The sequence below is a fragment of the uncultured Sphingomonas sp. genome, from assembly GCF_913774285.1.
Lineage (GTDB): Bacteria > Pseudomonadota > Alphaproteobacteria > Sphingomonadales > Sphingomonadaceae > Sphingomonas.
In genome coordinates this window covers 23734-39033 of the sequence record NZ_CAJYHX010000016.1, presented here as the reverse complement: position 1 = coordinate 39033, position 15300 = coordinate 23734, and the positions used below count along the sequence as shown (strand labels likewise).

Here is a 15300-nt window from a genome sequence, read left to right as displayed (position 1 = left end):
TTTTCTCGGGGCGGCCGCTGCGCCTGAATTTCGGTGACCGTCGCTGCGTTCCGGTGTGGAGCACCGCGTCGGTGGAGTGGCTTCTATGCCCGAGCCCCCCACCCGTCAACGAGAAAATGAAACTTTCGGTCGTTTTCGTGACAGGCAGCCCTGAAACCCGCAGAAAACTGCGGTTTACGGCTTCTCAATCGGGGCATGCGATATGCTCCTGGTGACCGAATCAACGCTCGAATCGCCGAATCAGGCCCCGGAATCGCTCCGGAATCAGGTGCGAAAGGCCGTGATCTGGCGATCGGGCACGCAGATTCTGGGGCAGCTGCTCACCTGGTCGTCCACTTTCCTCGTCATCCGAATCCTCGCGCCCGCCGATTACGGGCTGTTCGCGATGACCCAGGTGGTGCTGGTGCTGCTCAACATGCTCAACGGCTATGGTCTGGCGAGCGCGCTGATCCAGCGCGCCGACGCCGGGCACCGCGCGCAGCGCCAGTTGTTCGGGATGCTGTTGCTGCTCAATGGCGGGCTGGCGCTGCTACAGGTTACCGCCGCGCCGCTGGCCGCAGCCTATTATCGCCAGCCGATGGTCGCCGAGCTGCTGCGGGTGCAGGCGCTGCTCTATCTGTGCACGCCGTTCATCGCGCTGCCCTATGCACTGCTCGCCCGCTCGATGGATTTCGCCAAGCAGGCACAGGTCAATTTCGTCTCGGCACTCGCTGGCGCGATCACCGCCCTTACCGGCGCCTATGCCGGCTGGGGCGTATGGACCCTGGTCGCCGCGCCCATCGTGCTGTTCGCCACCCGCGCGATCGGCATGACGGTGGCGGCGCGGGCGCTGGTGTGGCCGAGCTTCGACTTTCGCGGCGCGGGCGACATGGCGCGCTATGGCGGGGTGATGGCGGCAGGGCAAGTCTTCTGGTTCCTGCAGAGCCAGGCCGACGTGTTCATTGCGGGCCGCATGTTCGATCCGCACCTGCTCGGCATCTATACGACGAGCCTGTTCCTGACGCAGATCTTCGTCTCCAAATTCGTGCCGCCGCTCAACGAGGTGGCCTTCTCGGCCTATGCGCGGATGCGCGACGATCCCGCGGCGGTGGCGGCGGCGTTCGTACGCGGTGCGCAGTTGATCCTGCTCGCCGCCATGCCCTTCTATGTCGGCCTCGCCGCAACCGCCGAACCACTGGTCGCGGTGGTGCTCGGGCCGAAATGGGCCGAGGCGGCGCCGGTGGTCCACGGGCTGGCGCTGGTGATGCCGCTGATGACGCTGCAGATCTTGTTCGCGCCGGCCAGCGATGCGCGCGGACGCCCCGGCATCAGCGCGCGCAACGGCGCGACCGGCGCGCTGTTCCTGCCGATCGCCTTCCTGATCGGCGTGCATTGGGGCATCCTGGGCCTCGTCGCCGCCTGGTATGTTGCCTATCCGCTGTATCTGGCGCTGTCGGCGCACCGGACGCTGCCGGCGATCGGCGTCAGCTATACGCGGCTCGGTCGGGCGATCGCGGCGCCGGTGTTCGCGGCGCTGGCGATGGGACTGATCGTCACCCTCGTCGACCGCGCGCTACCCCCGCTCGCCCCCCTGCCCCGGCTGGCGCTGCTCGTGAGCATCGGCGCCGCGAGCTATGGCGCGCTGCTGTTCACCTGTGCGCGGGAGACGCTCGCCGGGGCGATCGCGCTGGTGCGCAACCGCGCCGGCTGAGTCGCGTCAGGCCGCCTGAATATAGGCGCGCATCGCCTCGGCTTCGGACTCGATGCGGTCGATCCGGTACTTGACCAGATCGCCGATCGAGATGAAGCCGACCACCGCCTGCCCGTCGAGCACCGGCAGATGACGGATGCGCCGCCGCGTCATCAGCGCCAGCGCGCCGAGCACCGTCTCTTCCGGGCCGACCGTGATCGGCGGCGCGGTCATCACCCGCGAGACGGGCAGCTCGAGCCCGATCGCGCCTTCGCGCTCGATGCAATGGATCACGTCGCGCTCGGAAAAGATGCCGACGACTTGCCCGTTTTCGAGGACCGGCACCGCACCGATCCGGCGGGCCGCGAGTAGTGCAACCGCCTCCGCGACGGTGCTGGTCGAGGCGATCGACACGATGTCTCGCCCCTTGCCTTCGAGGATTGCCGCGATGGTCATCGCCTTCTCTCCTTGGCTTTCATTTTTTAGGCGTTGTTTATCCCACGAATCAGCCCAACTTGCAAAGCGATGGAACAGCCAGACGGACTCGATGATCCAGGTTATGCCGCCTTCGCCTGGGGGCGGTTCCGCCGCATCCTGTGGGGGATGGCGGTGGTGGCGGTGTTGGCTGCCGGCGTGGCCGAATATTGGCTGTGGGCGACGATGGGCGAGCTCCATATCGTCACCGCGATCGCCACCTTTCTGGGCGTGTTCTTCACCATCATGATGGCGGCGGCGCTGATGGGGCTGATGTTCCTCAGCTCGGGCAGCGGCCATGACGCGCAGGTGGAAGACCCGCTCAAGGGAGAGGTCGACCTCGACTGAAGCTTCAGCGTGCGCGCTTGAGGGTGAGCTCCAGGCTGGCGGTGCCGTTGGCCGGCACGGTCACCCGCCAGGTGGGCACGCCCTTGTGCGAGACGAGCGGCGCGCCGGCCTTGGCGTCGCGATAGGGGATCGGCAGCTCGAAGGTGACGGGGGTGGCGAGCGCGTTGGTCACTTCGACCCGGTAGTTCGCGCGCCGCTTCGAGCCCGGCTCGCCAACGATGGTGTAGCGGACCTCGCTGCTGTCGCCCGGGCGCAGCTCGATCTCATCGCCGATTGCGCGATCCTGGAGCGCCGACTCGCCGAGCAGCACCGGCTGGTCGCGCCGCGCCGCAAAGAGGGCGACCGATCCGGCCGGCAGGGGGAGCCCCAGCCCGACGCTCGTCCGATTCTCGGCGCGCAGGAGGATGGCGGCCGGTTCGCTCTCGGCGTCGCGATCGGGATCATAGGCGAAAGGCCGGAACGTCCCCGCATAGATCCGCGTCATCTGCACGCGCCCGCGGTGGAGCAGCGCGACCTGCTTCGTGGCGTTCGCGGCGACACTCACCGGCTCGGGAACGCGGTAGAGCTTGAGGTCGCCCAAATCCTCCTGTTCGGCCATCATCACTGGCGCGAAGGCGATGCGCGATCCGGTGACGATGATTTCCGTCGACGGCGCGGGCGGCGGCGGCGGCGGTGGCGGTGCGCCCGGCGCGTTCATAAACTCATATTGAGGATCACCATCGCTGGTCGTCCCCATCGGCCAGCATTCCAGCCTCAACGCGGTCGCGGCACCGCGCGGCAGCCGTGCCGCCTTCTCCTTGTTGGGCTGCCCCGCCACCGCGCTGGTGCGCGCATCGGCAAAGCCCTGGCTGCCGCCGTTCACCACCGTCATCCAGCCGAACAGGTCGAGCGAGTCGTCCGCGCCCAGCTGCGCGACATAGTTGGCCGACCAGTCAAGCCCCTGCGCCAGATAGGAAAGCTGCACCGTCACCGTCTGCGCGCGGGGACTGTCGGTTGTTACCGACAGCGTCGGCTTGGCGGCGAGATCGGCCGGCACGCCGGGATAGACCAGCGTCTCCGGCAGGCCCGAACAGCCGAGTGCCTCGACCCCCTGATCGGTGGTGAGCAGCACGCCGCCTTCGGGTCCGGCCTGAATCACCGCTTCGCTTTCGCGGACCTTGCCGGTGGCGCGGTCGGTGCGCCGGACGGTGACGCGGCGCTTGAGATAGGCGTCGACCAGCGTCGCCGGGCCCAGCAGCCGGGCGTCGCGGTTCTTCTCCCCCACCCCGCGCGGCAGGCCGGTGACGATCGCGGTCTCCGGCATCATCCCCTCGGACACGCCGACGAAGCGGATCACCGCCGCGCCGGCAGGGAGCTGCAGCGTCCGCGTCTCGGTGACCAGCGCATAGCCGCCGGGCCAGCCTTGCCGGATCGCGCCTTCGCTGCGGTTGGGATCACGATAGACCGTCACCGCCACGGCATCGGGCTTGTCCGAGACGACCAGCGTCTGCGCCGCCGCCGGCAGGGCGACGAGCAGGGCGGCGAGGGCAAGGGCGATGCGCGCGAGCATCGGATCAGTAGCGGCTGTCGAACACCATGGTCACCGATGCCTTGCCATTGGCGGGCACCGGCACCTTCCACTCCATCCGATCGGCGGAGACACGCTCGCCGGCGAGGGTCTGGTCGGTGACGCGGACATCGCCCCACAGCCCGGTCTGGGCGAGGTCGAGGGTGACCGGCTCGGCACGGGCATTGGTGAAGTCGTAGCGCATCGTCGTTTTCCAGCGCCGCGCGGAGAGCTTCTTGCGCTCTACCACCACTGCGGCGCCCTTCACGTCGAACGCCTCGCCGGTGCGGATCGACATCGCCGAGCCCATCGGCGCGGCATCGACCCGGCTCTCGCCGATGAACTGCGGCTCGCCCTTGCGATCGCGCATATAGACGCGGATCGTGCCGCTCGGCAGCTGGTCGCCCAGGCCGCCATTCTTCGACGTCGAGAATTTGAGCACCGAGGATGCGCTGCGCGGATCGGTGTCGGCGCCGAGCCAGCCATTGACCCATTCATAGGTCTTGCGCGCGGGCGCGGCCTTCACGTCGAGGAAGCTGACCTGCTTCTGCTGGGCGTTGGCGATCGTGGTGCGCTGGGCGAGCGGGTAGAAGATATAGTCGCCTAGCCGCTCGCGCGGGCCGGTTTCGGTACCCGGCTGGTCGATGGTCGCATCGTCGCCAGCGAGCCGGCCGAAAGCCTTCGCACCGCTGGGGGCCCCGGCGACGAGCGTCACCGCGGCATTCTGGTAGGACGTGCCGGTATCGTTGGTGAGCGTGATCCAGCCCTGCATGTCGATCGCACTCTTCGCCTCATCGAACAACATCACATAGTCGCTGGTCCAGCCGAGCCCCGGGGTAAGATAGCTGAGCGTGGCCGGCACCCGTCCGCCGCTCGCCACCTGCAGCGTCACCGAGAGCGTGGGCCGGGCGCGGAGATTCTCGGGCACCTTGTCGAAGATCACGCGGACCGGCAGCCCGTCGTCGCGCAGCACCTCGATGCGCGGGCCGATCTGGAGGACGATGCCGCCATTGGCCGAAAGCACCCGCGCCTGCTCGCGCGTCTCGGCGCCGGTCGCGGGGTTGGTGCGGACGATCGTCACCACCGAGCCGACCGCCTTTTCCATCAGCTTGTAGGGGGTGAGCAGGTCGTAATCGAAATTCTGCTCGACGATGCCGATGCCGGGGCCGGCGAGCGTCACCGTCTCGGGCCGGATCTTGGCGGAGACATCGGCGAACTCCTGGCGGGTGCGGCCGGCGGCGAGGTCCAGCGTGCGGGCATCCTGCACCAGCGCCTGGCCGTTCTGGTAGATGGTGATGGCGAGATCGCCCTGCGCGGTCTTGTCCGGAGCAGGAAGCTGCTGGGCCTGCGCGAGTGCCGGCCATGCCGCCGCCAAGAGCCAAACCGCACGCCGCATCCTCGTCCTCCCCCTTGGTTGCAAGGATCGTAGCAGATCGAGGAGCGGCGGCTAGTGTTTCCTCCCCCGCCAGGGGGAGGCGCACTGGAACCTCCAAGTCGATCGTCATCCCGGCGAAAGCCGGGATCCATTGCCCTGTGCGCTGGGGGAAAGAACCGCCACATCAGCGCGAATGGATCCCGGCTTCCGCCGGGATGACGAGGTCTTTTTTCTGGGGGATCGCTCTCGCCGGCGCACCCTACAGCGTCACGACCACGCGCCGCCCGTCATACACCACCTCGCGCCCGGCCGCTTCGGCGAGCCCGGTGCCGACACCCGGCGCCACCGTCACCACCCGGAACCGGCGCGTCTTCGCCATGCCCGGATAGCGGCCAGCGCGCGCGCCGATCGTCAGCGTCCCTGCCTTGTCGTCCAGCGCCAGCGCGATCGTCGTGCGCTCGCCGCGGCGCCAGCCCTGGCCGTCGCCGGCATCGTCATAGAGGGTGAAGCGGCCATCGGCGCCGCGATAGACGCGCAGCTCGATCGGGCGATCGGGGGACTGGTCGGCATATTGGACCGGCGAACCCAGCGGCAGGATCGTGCCCGCCGCGACCTGGACCGGAATCTGCCCGATCGGCGCGGCTACTTGGAGCTTGGCGCCCCCCTTGTGCCGGGTGCCGGTCCAGAAATCGATCCACTCGGTACCCGCCGGGAGGTACACGCTGCGCGACGTGGCGCCGGGCTCGATGACCGGGCTGACCAGCAGGTTGCGCCCGAACAGATATTGGTCGCGCAGGTCCTGCGCCGCGCGGTCCTCGGGGAACACCATGCCGACAGGATAGAGGAAGGAGGCGCCGCGATCGGCGACCTGCCAGCTCTGCGCATAGAGAAAGGGCAGCAGCCGGTAGCGCAGCGCCACCGCATCGAGCAGCGGCTGGCGGACGGCCTCGGGGAAGCTGTAGACTTCCTTGCCCTCGCCGGTGCCGTGGATGCGGAACATCGGGTTGAACACCGCGAACTGCAGCCAGCGGGTGAACAGCTCCTGATAGGCCGGATCCTTGGGGCTGCCGCCGAAGAAGCCGCCGATATCCGCCGACCAGAAGGGATTGCCGGTCATCGAGAAATTGACGCCCGCGGGAATCTGCTTCGCGAACACGTCCCAGCGCCCGCTGACGTCGCCCGACCAGGTGAAGGCGCCGTTGCGCTGCTGCCCCGCCCAGGCCGAGCGGGTGAGCAGGAGCGGGCGCTTGGCGGCATAATCCGCGGCCATGCCGTCGTGCACCGCGGTGGTGTGCATCAGCGGATAGGCGTTGAACACCAGCGCGCCGGGGCCTGCCGCAGTGTTCACCTCGGCCATCTCGCCCCAATGGCCGCCCAGCTCGGCCTCGCTCCCGTCGAGCCAATAGCCGTCGAACCCGGCCCTGCCGAGCCGATCGGAGATCTGCTTCCAGTATAGCGCGCGGGCCTTGGGGGAGAAAGCGTCGTACCAGCGGCCCTCGCCCGCCGGATACACGTTCGGGTAGGTCTTGGGGTAGAGCCCGCCGATCGCGTCGAGCGCGCGTGTGTTCTCCAGCCCCACGTCGAGCCTCGGCCAGACCGAGACGATGCTGTGGACATTCTCCCGGTGCAGCGTATCCAGCATCCCCTTGGGATCGGGATAGCGCGCCGGGTCCATCTCGTGGCTGCCCCAGCGTCCTTCCGGCCAGTACTGCCAGTCCTGCACCACCGCATCGAGCGGGATGCCGAGACGGCGATATTCGGCCGCCACGCCCAGCAGCTCGGCCTGCGAGCCATAGCGCTCCTTCGACTGCCACAGCCCCCAGGCCCAGCGCGGCAGCAGCGAGGCGGCGCCGGTCAGCTGGCGATAGGCGCCGATTACCTGGTCGACATCGGGACCTGCGAACAGGAAATAGTCGACGCCCTCGCCCGCCGCCGAGCGGAACACGATCCGGTTGCCCGCCTGCGGCGTATCGACCGCCACCTCGGTGACCGAGGCATTGTTCCAGAACAGCCCGAAGCCGGCGGGCGACACCAGCACCGGTACGCCGACATCGGTGTTCGCCTGCTGCAGCCGGACGATATGCCCGCGATAGTCGAGCAGCCCCGCCTGGTGCTGGCCGAGGCCATAGACCGCCCGGCCCTCCGGCATGGTGAAAGCGGTACGTATGGCGCCGTCCGCATCGGGCGTGCCGCCCAGCCTGCGGCGATAGAGATCGGTTTCGCCGACCAGCGGCTTGTCGTCAGCACCGAGCAGCGCAACCGCGCTGGTCTTGCGGTCGACGCTGATCCGCATCTCCGGGGTCGCGATCAGATAGCGCTCCGCCTGCTGCTCGAGCGTCCAGCTGGTCTTCGCGGGCTGGCCGACCAGCGCGAGATCGGGCGCGCGCTCGGCGCCTTCGCGCAGCATCGTCACGCGGAGGATGCGGTCGCCCCAGATGGTGAGGGCGAGCACGCCCTGCGCGGTGCGGAAGGTGGCGCCGGTCTCGCTCTTCGCGAGCAGCGTTGCGCCCTCGCTGGCTTGCACCTGGATCGGCGCAGCCAGGGCTGCAAAACTCGGCGCAATGCTCGCGGCAAGCGCTGCGCCCAGCAGCAGAAGCGACTTGGCTTTCACGAACACCCTCTCCCCTGACACGACGGTCTTGCCGCCGATCTTGTCAGACAAGAACGGGTGTGCCTAGCCCTTTGGGGTCTTAGTGTCCGCCGCCCGCCAGCCGCAGCCCGGCGATGCACGCGACCAGGCCGAAAATGAGCAGGATGCGCACCGCGCTCACCGGCTCGCCGAACCAGAGCATGCCGACGATCACCGTGCCGAGCGCGCCGATCCCGCCCCAGACGGCGTAAGCGGTGCCCAGCGGCACCGTGCGCGAGGCCATCTCGAGCAGCGCCATCGACACCGCGATGAAGCCAAGGAAGGCCAGCGTCCAGGGGATGTTCCGGAAGCCGTCGGTGAAGCGCATGCAGGTGGTGAACCCCACTTCGCACAGCCCCCCGAGCAGCAGGTAGATCCAGCCCATCAGCGGCCGGCCAGCGCGAGCAGTGCGTCGCCGGTCACCCGCTGCACCGTCCATTCGTCCATGCCCATTGCCCCCATCGCGCGGTAGAAATCGATCGCCGGCTGGTTCCAGTCGAGCACCGACCATTCGAACCTGGCATAGCCGCGCGTGACGGCGATATCGGCCAAATGGCGCAGAAGCGCCTTGCCGACGCCTGCGCCGCGCGCGGCAGGGGTGACGTACAAATCTTCCAGATACATGCCCGGAAGCCCGGTCCAGGTGGAGAAGTTCTGGAAGAACAGCGCGAAGCCGAGCGGGGTGCCGTCCGCGGCTTCCGCGATCACCGCCTCCGCCGCCGGGCGCGGGCCGAACAGCGCGGCTTCCAGCATCGGCTCGGTCGCGAGCACCGCGTCGGGCTCGCGCTCGAATTCGGCGAGTTCGCGGACGAAGGCAAGGATCTGGGGCACGTCGGCGGGCGTGGCGAATCGGATCTGGGTCATGCGGCGGCCTCGGTCTGGGGAGCGGGGGCGACACGGCCGCGGATCGCGGCGAGGCACCCGAGGATGATGAGCAGCGCGCCCGCGACCGTCCAGGCCGAGACGCGCTCGTCGAACACGACATAGCCGAGCAGCGCGGCCCACACGAAGGCGGTATATTCCACCGGCGCCAGTACCTGCGCCTCGGCATGGCCATAGGCCCAGGCGAGCAGCACCGCGGAGATCGAACCGACCAGCGCCGCGCCGAGGATCCACGGCCAAAGCGCGAGCGACGGCATGGCGGAGAACCACGGGGCGCCCGGCAGCATCACCAGCGCGAGAACGAGGCTGGTGAACAGCGCGACTTCGATCGGGTCCGCCACCTGCGCCTGCCGGCGGAGCAGGATCAGGCTGCCGGCATAGAGGATCGAGGCGGCGAACACCGCGATCGAGCCGAGCACGACCTCGGTCGAGGCATGCGCCTGCGCCTGTCCAGCGGCGATGGTCAGCACGCCGAGGCTGGCGACGAGTGAGCCGCCGATCGCCGCGCGGCGGATCCGCTCGCCGAGAAAGGCGGCGGCGAGGAACATCGCGATCAGCGGCGCGAGGAAGGTGAGCGCGATCCCCTGCGCCATGGTGACGCGGGCAAGCCCCCAGAAGAACAGCACCACCGAACTGCCCGCCAGCACCCCGCGCGCGAAGTGGAGTTTCAGCGCATGGGGACTCGGCCAGGGGGTCCGCCGCAGCAGGAAGATCGGCCCGAGCAGCACGATCGCCCCGACCGAGCGCCACAGCACCGCGCTATAGGCGCCGTGCGCGATCGACATGCCCTTCATCACCGCGTCCATCACCGAATAATTGGCGATGCCGAGCGCAGCGACGAGAAAGGCAAGGCGGGGCGAACGGGACATGGGGGTGCGGGTAGCGGCAGGTTCCCGAGATTGCGAGCCTTAAACCCTGACCTTCACCTTCCGGGATCCTGCTCGCTCCGTGTCAAATACACCGTCATCCCCGCGAAGGCGGGGATCCATTGGCGCTGATGCCGCGGCCCCTGCCCCCAGCGTCCTGGCAAATGGATTCCCGCCTTCGCGGGAATGACGATGGCGGGTGGAAACGGAAGTCCTGCCGACCAAGCGTTGCCCCGCCCGTCAGCCCTTCCCCTCGGCATATGCCTGCGTCCCGCGCGTAATCACCCCATCCCCCGGCAGGATCGCCGCGATCGGGATGTCCGGCTGCGCCAGGATCTCCGCATAGAGCGGCGCGAAATCGGTCTCCACCGTCTCGCGGAGCAGCGCCTCGAAGCTGGGGATCACGAAATAATTCTGCTGGAAATCGTCGATCCGATAGTCGGTGCGCATCACCCGCTTCATGTCGAAGCGGATGCGGTTGGGGCTGTCGCTGTCGAGCGCGAACACGCTCTCGGCCGAGCTAGACACGATGCCCGAGCCATAGATGCGCAGCCCTTCGGCCTCTTCGACCAACCCGAACTCCACCGTGTACCAATAGAGCCGGCCGAGCTGCTTGAGCGCCCCCAGCTCCAGCGCGCGCATGCCGCCGCGGCCATAGGCTTCCAGATAATCGGCGAAGACCGGGTCCGCGAGCATCGGCACGTGGCCGAACACGTCGTGGAACACGTCCGGCTCCTGGATATAGTCGAGCTGGTCCGGCCGGCGGATGAAGTTGCCTGCGACGAAGCGGCGGTTCGCCATATGATCGAAGAACACGTCGTCCGGCACCAGCCCCGGCACCGCGACGACCTGCCAGCCGGTGAGCTGCATCAGCCGTTCGGACAGTTCCTCGAAATCGGGGATGCCCGACTCGGACAGCCGCAGCGCCTCCAGCCCCTTGAGATAGGCCGAGGAGGCGCGCCCGGGCAGCAGTTTCGCCTGCCGCGCGAACAGCTTGTCCCAGGTGGCGTGTTCTTCCGCCGTATAGGCGGCCCAGTCCTGCGGGATCGTCCAGTCCGCCGCCGCGCCCTCGGGCGGCCGCTCCAGCACATGCGTTTCCTTCTTCATGGACGGGATATAGCAGCCCGCCCGAAGGAGCGAAACGTCAGCCCAGCGCCTCGTCGAGCAACTTGGCCAGGCGCAGCCCGCCGCGCACCACCTGGTCGCGCGCGACCGGCACCAGCTTGGCCAGCGTCGCCTCGTCGAGATGCGCGGGATGGTCGCCCGGCGTGCACACCGCCGCGCCCGCCGCGCTCGGATACACGACGTCACGCGCGACCTGCCAGCTCTGCCGGCTCCAGTCCTCGACGCTACCGCCCCATGCCGCGTTGCGCTCGGCGGCGCTATAGGCGCGCACCGGCGAGGGCGGCTGCGAGATCGCGCGCTCGGCCAGATAGCCGTCCCACACCGAATGGAGGTTGAGCTTGGCGCTGGTGAAGGCGCCGTAGTTGGTCTTCACCTTGTTGCCGCCGAGGTCGCTGTGATCGCCCGCATGGAGCGGCTGGTGGAGATCGCCGACGAAGTGGACGAGGAACACCAGCGCCATTACCCGCTCGCGCACCGGCACCTTGCGGTCCTTGAGCAGCTTCACGTCGCGCTCGATCTGTGCGGAGACGCAATTGCCGTCGCGGCACGGCGGCTTCAGGTCGAAGGGCTGGCAGATGTCGATATTCTGATAGTGCCAGGAATAGGCGTAGCTGAAGCGCGGGCCGAGCGTCTTGACGCAGTCCGCCCAGACCGCCGCCTGCTCGATCGTGTTCGCCGGGCAGGTCGGCGTCTCGAGCAGCGCCTGGCGCTTGAGCAGCGCGTCGATCTTCGCGCGCACCGCCGGCGTCACGTTGCGATAGGCGATCGCGCCCACCGTCTCGTGGCCATATTCCCAATAGGCGGAAGCGGGCGAAGCGGCGCCGAAGCCGAGCAGCGCGGCGAGGACAAGCAGGATGCGACTCATGGCGTGCGCCCTAGTCCTGCAGGGCTTCGGCTTCAACGGCTTAGCGCTGTCCAGCCGGCTTCCCCTCACCCACATTGCGGCGCGCCCCAAACCGGCCTAATAGCCGCGCCCAAATGGCACGTATCCAGACCCCCCAGCGCATCCGGGGCACCCAGGACATTTTCGGCGAAGACCAGCGGCGTTTCGCCGCGGTGCTCGAGAAGTTCGACCAGGTGCGCAAGCTCTATTGCTTCCAGCGGCTCGAGATCCCGATCTTCGAGGCGACGGGCGTGTTCGCCCGCTCGATGGGCGAAACCTCGGACGTCGTCTCCAAGGAGATGTACACCTTCGACGATCGCGGCGGCGATTCGATCACGCTGCGTCCCGAATTCACCGCCGGCATCGCGCGGGCCTATATCAGCGAGGGCTGGCAGCAGTTCGCGCCGCTGAAGCTCGCGACCTCGGGCCCGGTGTTCCGCTACGAGCGTCCGCAAAAGGGCCGCTATCGCCAGTTCCACCAGATCGACGCCGAGATCCTCGGCGCGCCCGAACCGGCCGCCGATGTCGAGCTGCTGGTGCTGGCCGACCAGCTGCTCAAGGACCTCGGCATTGCCGAAGGCGTGACGCTGCAGCTCAACACGCTGGGCGATGCCGCGACGCGCGATGCCTGGCGCACCGCGCTGGTCGCGCATTTCGAGGCGCACAAGGGCGAACTCTCCGAAGACAGCCTGGCGCGGCTCGAGAAGAACCCGCTGCGCATCCTCGATTCGAAGGACCCGCGCGACCGCCCGATCGCCGACAGCGCGCCGGACATCGACGCCTATCTGACCGACGAAGCCGCCGCCTTCTTCAAGGCGGTGACCGACGGGCTGGATGCCGCCGGCGTCGCCTGGACGCGCAATGCGCGGCTGGTGCGGGGGCTCGATTACTACCGCCACACCGCCTTCGAGTTCGTGACGGACCGGCTGGGCGCGCAGGGCACGGTGCTGGCCGGCGGCCGCTATGACGGGCTGATCGGCTCGCTCGGCGGCCCCGAGACGGCCGGCGTGGGCTGGGCGGCCGGGGTCGAGCGGCTGGCGATGCTGATCGACGAGCCTGCGGAAGATCAACCTGTTGTTTCCGTGATTCCCTGGTCTCCTGAGGCTGAATTCACCGCCATCGGGGTCGCCGCCGAACTGCGCCGTCAGGGCGTTTCGACGCACATCGCTTTCAAGGGCAACGAAAAGCGCCGGTTTGAAGCGGCGTCAAAAGCGAAGGTTCGCGCTCGCGTCGTCGTCGGCCCACAATTCGGTGATCAGGCAATCCCTGCCCGCCGCGGGATTCCGGTTCGTGTGAACGAGGTTGGATCGTATGCCAGAGCGGGTGAAGACCTGCGCGAGCTAATCTTGGAAGCGCTCTCACGCTCGTATGAGGTCTCCCGCGTCGAGCCAGCTGACGGTGGGTTCAACCCAGATGCGCTTCTGCGTCCGCTAGCGAAATGACCCGCATCCCGCCGGACCGCATCGCGGCGATCGAGGCGCGGCGCGACGAGTTGCAGGCGCTGATGGCGTCGGGCGAGCTCGGCGGCGATCGTTTCGTCCAGGTCTCGAAGGAATATGCCGAGATCGAGCCGGTCGCGGTCGCGGCGGGCGATGTGCGGCGGCTGCGTGCCGAGGGCGAATCGCTCCAGCAGATGACGCAGGAGGCCGATGACGAGCTGCGCGCGATGGCGGTGGAGGAACTCCGCGCCAACGAGGGCACGCTCGCGGAGGCCGAACGCAAGCTGGCGCTGGCGCTGCTCCCCAGGGACTCGGCCGACGAGCGCCCGGCGCTGCTCGAAATCCGCGCGGGCGTGGGCGGCGACGAAGCCGCGCTGTTCGCCGGCGATCTGCTGCGCATGTACCAGCGCTATGCCGATCGGCTGGGCTGGCGGACCGAGCTGATCTCGGCGAGCAGCTCGGAAGCCGGCGGCTACAAGGAAGTCGTGGTCGGCATCACCGGCACCGGCGTGTTCGCCAAATTGAAGTTCGAGAGCGGCGTGCACCGGGTGCAGCGCGTGCCGGCGACCGAGGCGGGCGGGCGCATCCACACCTCCGCCGCCACCGTCGCGGTGCTGCCCGAGGCCGAAGAGGCCGATGTGCAGATCGACGACAAGGACCTGCGCATCGACATCTACCGCGCCTCCGGCCCCGGCGGCCAGGGCGTCAACACCACCGACAGCGCGGTGCGGATCACGCACTTGCCGACGGGCATCGTCGTGATCCAGCAGGACGAGCGCTCGCAGCACAAGAACAAGGCCAAGGCGATGAAGGTGCTCCGCACCCGCCTGTACGAGGCCGAGCGCGAGCGGCTGGCGGCGGAGCGCGTCGGCGCGCGGCGCTCGATGGTGGGCTCGGGCGATCGTTCGGAGCGGATCCGGACGTATAATTTCCCGCAAGGTCGGGTGACCGACCACCGCATCAACCTCACGCTGCACCGCCTGCCCGAGATCCTGGAAGGCGAGCTCGACGAACTGGTCGGCGCGCTGGTCGCGCAGGACGAGGCCGACCGGCTTGCCCAGCTGGATGGCTGACCTATCCGCCTATGTTCCCCTCCCGCGTGCGGGAGGGGCTAGGGGAGGGACTGACGTGGACGGTGCGCAATGACGCTGCCATCCCCTCCCCCAACCCCTCCCGCAAGCGGAAGGGGCGTTCGGGCCGCCCTTGCGGATGCGACCCGCCAGCTCGACGCCGTGTCCGACACCCCCCGGCTCGATGCCGAGCTGCTGATGGCGCACGCCCTCGGCACCACGCGCGACAGGCTCCTGCTCGGCCGGCTGGACGATCCCGCGCCCGAAATATTCGCCGCGCTCCTCGCCCGCCGTCTGACCCACGAGCCGATCGCCTATATCACCGGCACCCGTGCCTTCTGGACGATCGACCTCGCCGTCGGTCCCGGCGTGCTGATTCCCCGCCCCGACAGCGAGACGCTGCTCGAAACCGCCCTGGCCTGGTTCGGCACCCGCGCGCCGTCACGCATCCTCGACCTGGGCACCGGCCCCGGCACGCTGCTGCTCGCCGCGCTCGCCGAATGGCCGGATGCGCAGGGTCTGGGCGTCGATGCATCCGAAACCGCGCTCGACTATGCCCGCCGCAATGCGGAAGTGCTCGGCATGGGGGACCGCGTCCAATTCCGCCTCGGCGACTGGACCACGGGCATCGAAGGCAAGTTCGACCTGATCCTCGCCAATCCGCCCTATATCGGGACAGACGAACCCCTGCCCCCGCAGGTGCTCGACCATGAACCGGCGGAGGCGCTGTTCGCAGGCAGCGACGGGCTCGACGACTATCGCCGCATCGTCCCCGCCCTGCCCGCGCTGCTCGCACCGGGCGGCGCGGCGATCCTCGAGATCGGATGGACGCAGGCGCAAGCAGTTTCTTTGCTCGGCCAGGAACAGGGCCTGTCTTCAAGCGTCTATAAAGACATGGGTGGACGGCCGCGCGTGGTCCGGCTGACTTGAAACTACGCGCAAACGTCACATATTTCTGCTTGGAGATTGGTACGCCAGCGGCTAGAAGAAGGCC

At 68.4% G+C, this 15300-nt stretch carries 14 protein-coding genes; 5 read left to right on the top strand and 9 right to left on the bottom strand.

Annotated elements, in window-relative coordinates:
* Positions 1 to 202 precede the first annotated feature (202 nt).
* Positions 203 to 1690 carry a lipopolysaccharide biosynthesis protein gene (locus QZ670_RS07080; RefSeq protein ID WP_294253389.1) on the top strand — a complete coding sequence of 496 codons (1488 nt, stop codon included), beginning with the start codon at positions 203 to 205 and terminating at the stop codon, positions 1688 to 1690.
* A 6-nt stretch (positions 1691 to 1696) separates the two neighbouring features.
* Here the strand turns inward: QZ670_RS07080 and QZ670_RS07075 are convergent, their stop codons facing one another.
* A complete protein-coding gene (locus QZ670_RS07075) occupies positions 1697 to 2125 on the bottom strand; it encodes a CBS domain-containing protein (protein WP_294253386.1) in 429 nt (142 codons plus the stop codon).
* Between the two features lie 69 nt (positions 2126 to 2194).
* On the opposite strand from QZ670_RS07075, the gene QZ670_RS07070 reads away from it, so the two are divergent.
* Positions 2195 to 2491: a hypothetical protein gene (locus QZ670_RS07070; protein WP_125978360.1), complete on the top strand. Its 297-nt coding sequence runs from the start codon at positions 2195 to 2197 to the stop codon at positions 2489 to 2491.
* 4 nt (positions 2492 to 2495) lie between these two features.
* Here QZ670_RS07070 and QZ670_RS07065 read toward each other — a convergent pair whose 3' ends face one another.
* From QZ670_RS07065 to QZ670_RS07030, 8 genes are all read right to left on the bottom strand, one after another.
* Positions 2496 to 4040 carry a hypothetical protein gene (locus tag QZ670_RS07065; protein ID WP_294253379.1) on the bottom strand — a complete coding sequence of 515 codons (1545 nt, stop codon included), beginning with the start codon at positions 4038 to 4040 and terminating at the stop codon, positions 2496 to 2498.
* Between the two features lie 4 nt (positions 4041 to 4044).
* Entirely contained in the window at positions 4045 to 5433 is a 1389-nt protein-coding gene (locus QZ670_RS07060; RefSeq protein ID WP_294253376.1) for a DUF4139 domain-containing protein, read from the bottom strand.
* Between the two features lie 238 nt (positions 5434 to 5671).
* Positions 5672 to 8074, bottom strand: a complete 2403-nt coding sequence (locus QZ670_RS07055) for a TIM-barrel domain-containing protein (RefSeq protein WP_294253374.1) — start codon at positions 8072 to 8074, stop codon at positions 5672 to 5674.
* A 28-nt stretch (positions 8075 to 8102) separates the two neighbouring features.
* A complete protein-coding gene (locus QZ670_RS07050; protein WP_294253371.1) occupies positions 8103 to 8426 on the bottom strand; it encodes a multidrug efflux SMR transporter in 324 nt (107 codons plus the stop codon).
* Positions 8426 to 8905, bottom strand: a complete 480-nt coding sequence (locus QZ670_RS07045) for a GNAT family N-acetyltransferase (protein WP_294253369.1) — start codon at positions 8903 to 8905, stop codon at positions 8426 to 8428. Before QZ670_RS07045 ends, QZ670_RS07050 begins: the two co-directional genes overlap by 1 nt.
* Complete coding sequence (locus QZ670_RS07040; RefSeq protein ID WP_294253367.1) at positions 8902 to 9792, bottom strand: DMT family transporter; 891 nt, start codon at positions 9790 to 9792, stop codon at positions 8902 to 8904. Before QZ670_RS07040 ends, QZ670_RS07045 begins: the two co-directional genes overlap by 4 nt.
* A gap of 237 nt (positions 9793 to 10029) precedes the next feature.
* Positions 10030 to 10896 (bottom strand): phenylalanine 4-monooxygenase, encoded by an 867-nt coding sequence (phhA, locus tag QZ670_RS07035; RefSeq protein WP_294253365.1) that lies wholly within the window; start codon positions 10894 to 10896, stop codon positions 10030 to 10032.
* 37 nt (positions 10897 to 10933) lie between these two features.
* On the bottom strand, positions 10934 to 11779 hold the full coding sequence (locus tag QZ670_RS07030) for a S1/P1 nuclease (RefSeq protein ID WP_294253363.1): 846 nt from the start codon (positions 11777 to 11779) through the stop codon (positions 10934 to 10936).
* Between the two features lie 113 nt (positions 11780 to 11892).
* Here QZ670_RS07030 and hisS point away from each other — a divergent pair, with 113 nt between their 5' ends.
* From hisS to prmC, 3 genes are all read left to right on the top strand, one after another.
* The gene (hisS, locus tag QZ670_RS07025) at positions 11893 to 13239 is read left to right on the top strand and encodes a histidine--tRNA ligase (RefSeq protein ID WP_294253360.1); all 1347 of its coding nucleotides are present in this window, start codon (positions 11893 to 11895) and stop codon (positions 13237 to 13239) included.
* A complete protein-coding gene (gene prfA, locus QZ670_RS07020; RefSeq protein ID WP_294253356.1) occupies positions 13236 to 14309 on the top strand; it encodes a peptide chain release factor 1 in 1074 nt (357 codons plus the stop codon). The genes hisS and prfA overlap by 4 nt, the downstream gene beginning before the upstream one ends.
* Positions 14310 to 14378: 69 nt before the next feature.
* On the top strand, positions 14379 to 15236 hold the full coding sequence (gene prmC / locus QZ670_RS07015; RefSeq protein ID WP_294253353.1) for a peptide chain release factor N(5)-glutamine methyltransferase: 858 nt from the start codon (positions 14379 to 14381) through the stop codon (positions 15234 to 15236).
* Positions 15237 to 15300 lie beyond the last annotated feature (64 nt).

Coding starts and splice junctions, on each gene's coding strand:
- QZ670_RS07080 (WP_294253389.1), top strand. CDS start 203: ATGCTCCTGGTGACCGAATCAACGCTCGAATCGCCGAATCAGGCCCCG.
- QZ670_RS07075 (WP_294253386.1), bottom strand. CDS start 2,125: ATGACCATCGCGGCAATCCTCGAAGGCAAGGGGCGAGACATCGTGTCG.
- QZ670_RS07070 (WP_125978360.1), top strand. CDS start 2,195: ATGGAACAGCCAGACGGACTCGATGATCCAGGTTATGCCGCCTTCGCC.
- QZ670_RS07065 (WP_294253379.1), bottom strand. CDS start 4,040: ATGCTCGCGCGCATCGCCCTTGCCCTCGCCGCCCTGCTCGTCGCCCTG.
- QZ670_RS07060 (WP_294253376.1), bottom strand. CDS start 5,433: ATGCGGCGTGCGGTTTGGCTCTTGGCGGCGGCATGGCCGGCACTCGCG.
- QZ670_RS07050 (WP_294253371.1), bottom strand. CDS start 8,426: ATGGGCTGGATCTACCTGCTGCTCGGGGGGCTGTGCGAAGTGGGGTTC.
- QZ670_RS07045 (WP_294253369.1), bottom strand. CDS start 8,905: ATGACCCAGATCCGATTCGCCACGCCCGCCGACGTGCCCCAGATCCTT.
- QZ670_RS07040 (WP_294253367.1), bottom strand. CDS start 9,792: ATGTCCCGTTCGCCCCGCCTTGCCTTTCTCGTCGCTGCGCTCGGCATC.
- phhA (WP_294253365.1), bottom strand. CDS start 10,896: ATGAAGAAGGAAACGCATGTGCTGGAGCGGCCGCCCGAGGGCGCGGCG.
- QZ670_RS07030 (WP_294253363.1), bottom strand. CDS start 11,779: ATGAGTCGCATCCTGCTTGTCCTCGCCGCGCTGCTCGGCTTCGGCGCC.
- hisS (WP_294253360.1), top strand. CDS start 11,893: ATGGCACGTATCCAGACCCCCCAGCGCATCCGGGGCACCCAGGACATT.
- prfA (WP_294253356.1), top strand. CDS start 13,236: ATGACCCGCATCCCGCCGGACCGCATCGCGGCGATCGAGGCGCGGCGC.
- prmC (WP_294253353.1), top strand. CDS start 14,379: ATGACGCTGCCATCCCCTCCCCCAACCCCTCCCGCAAGCGGAAGGGGC.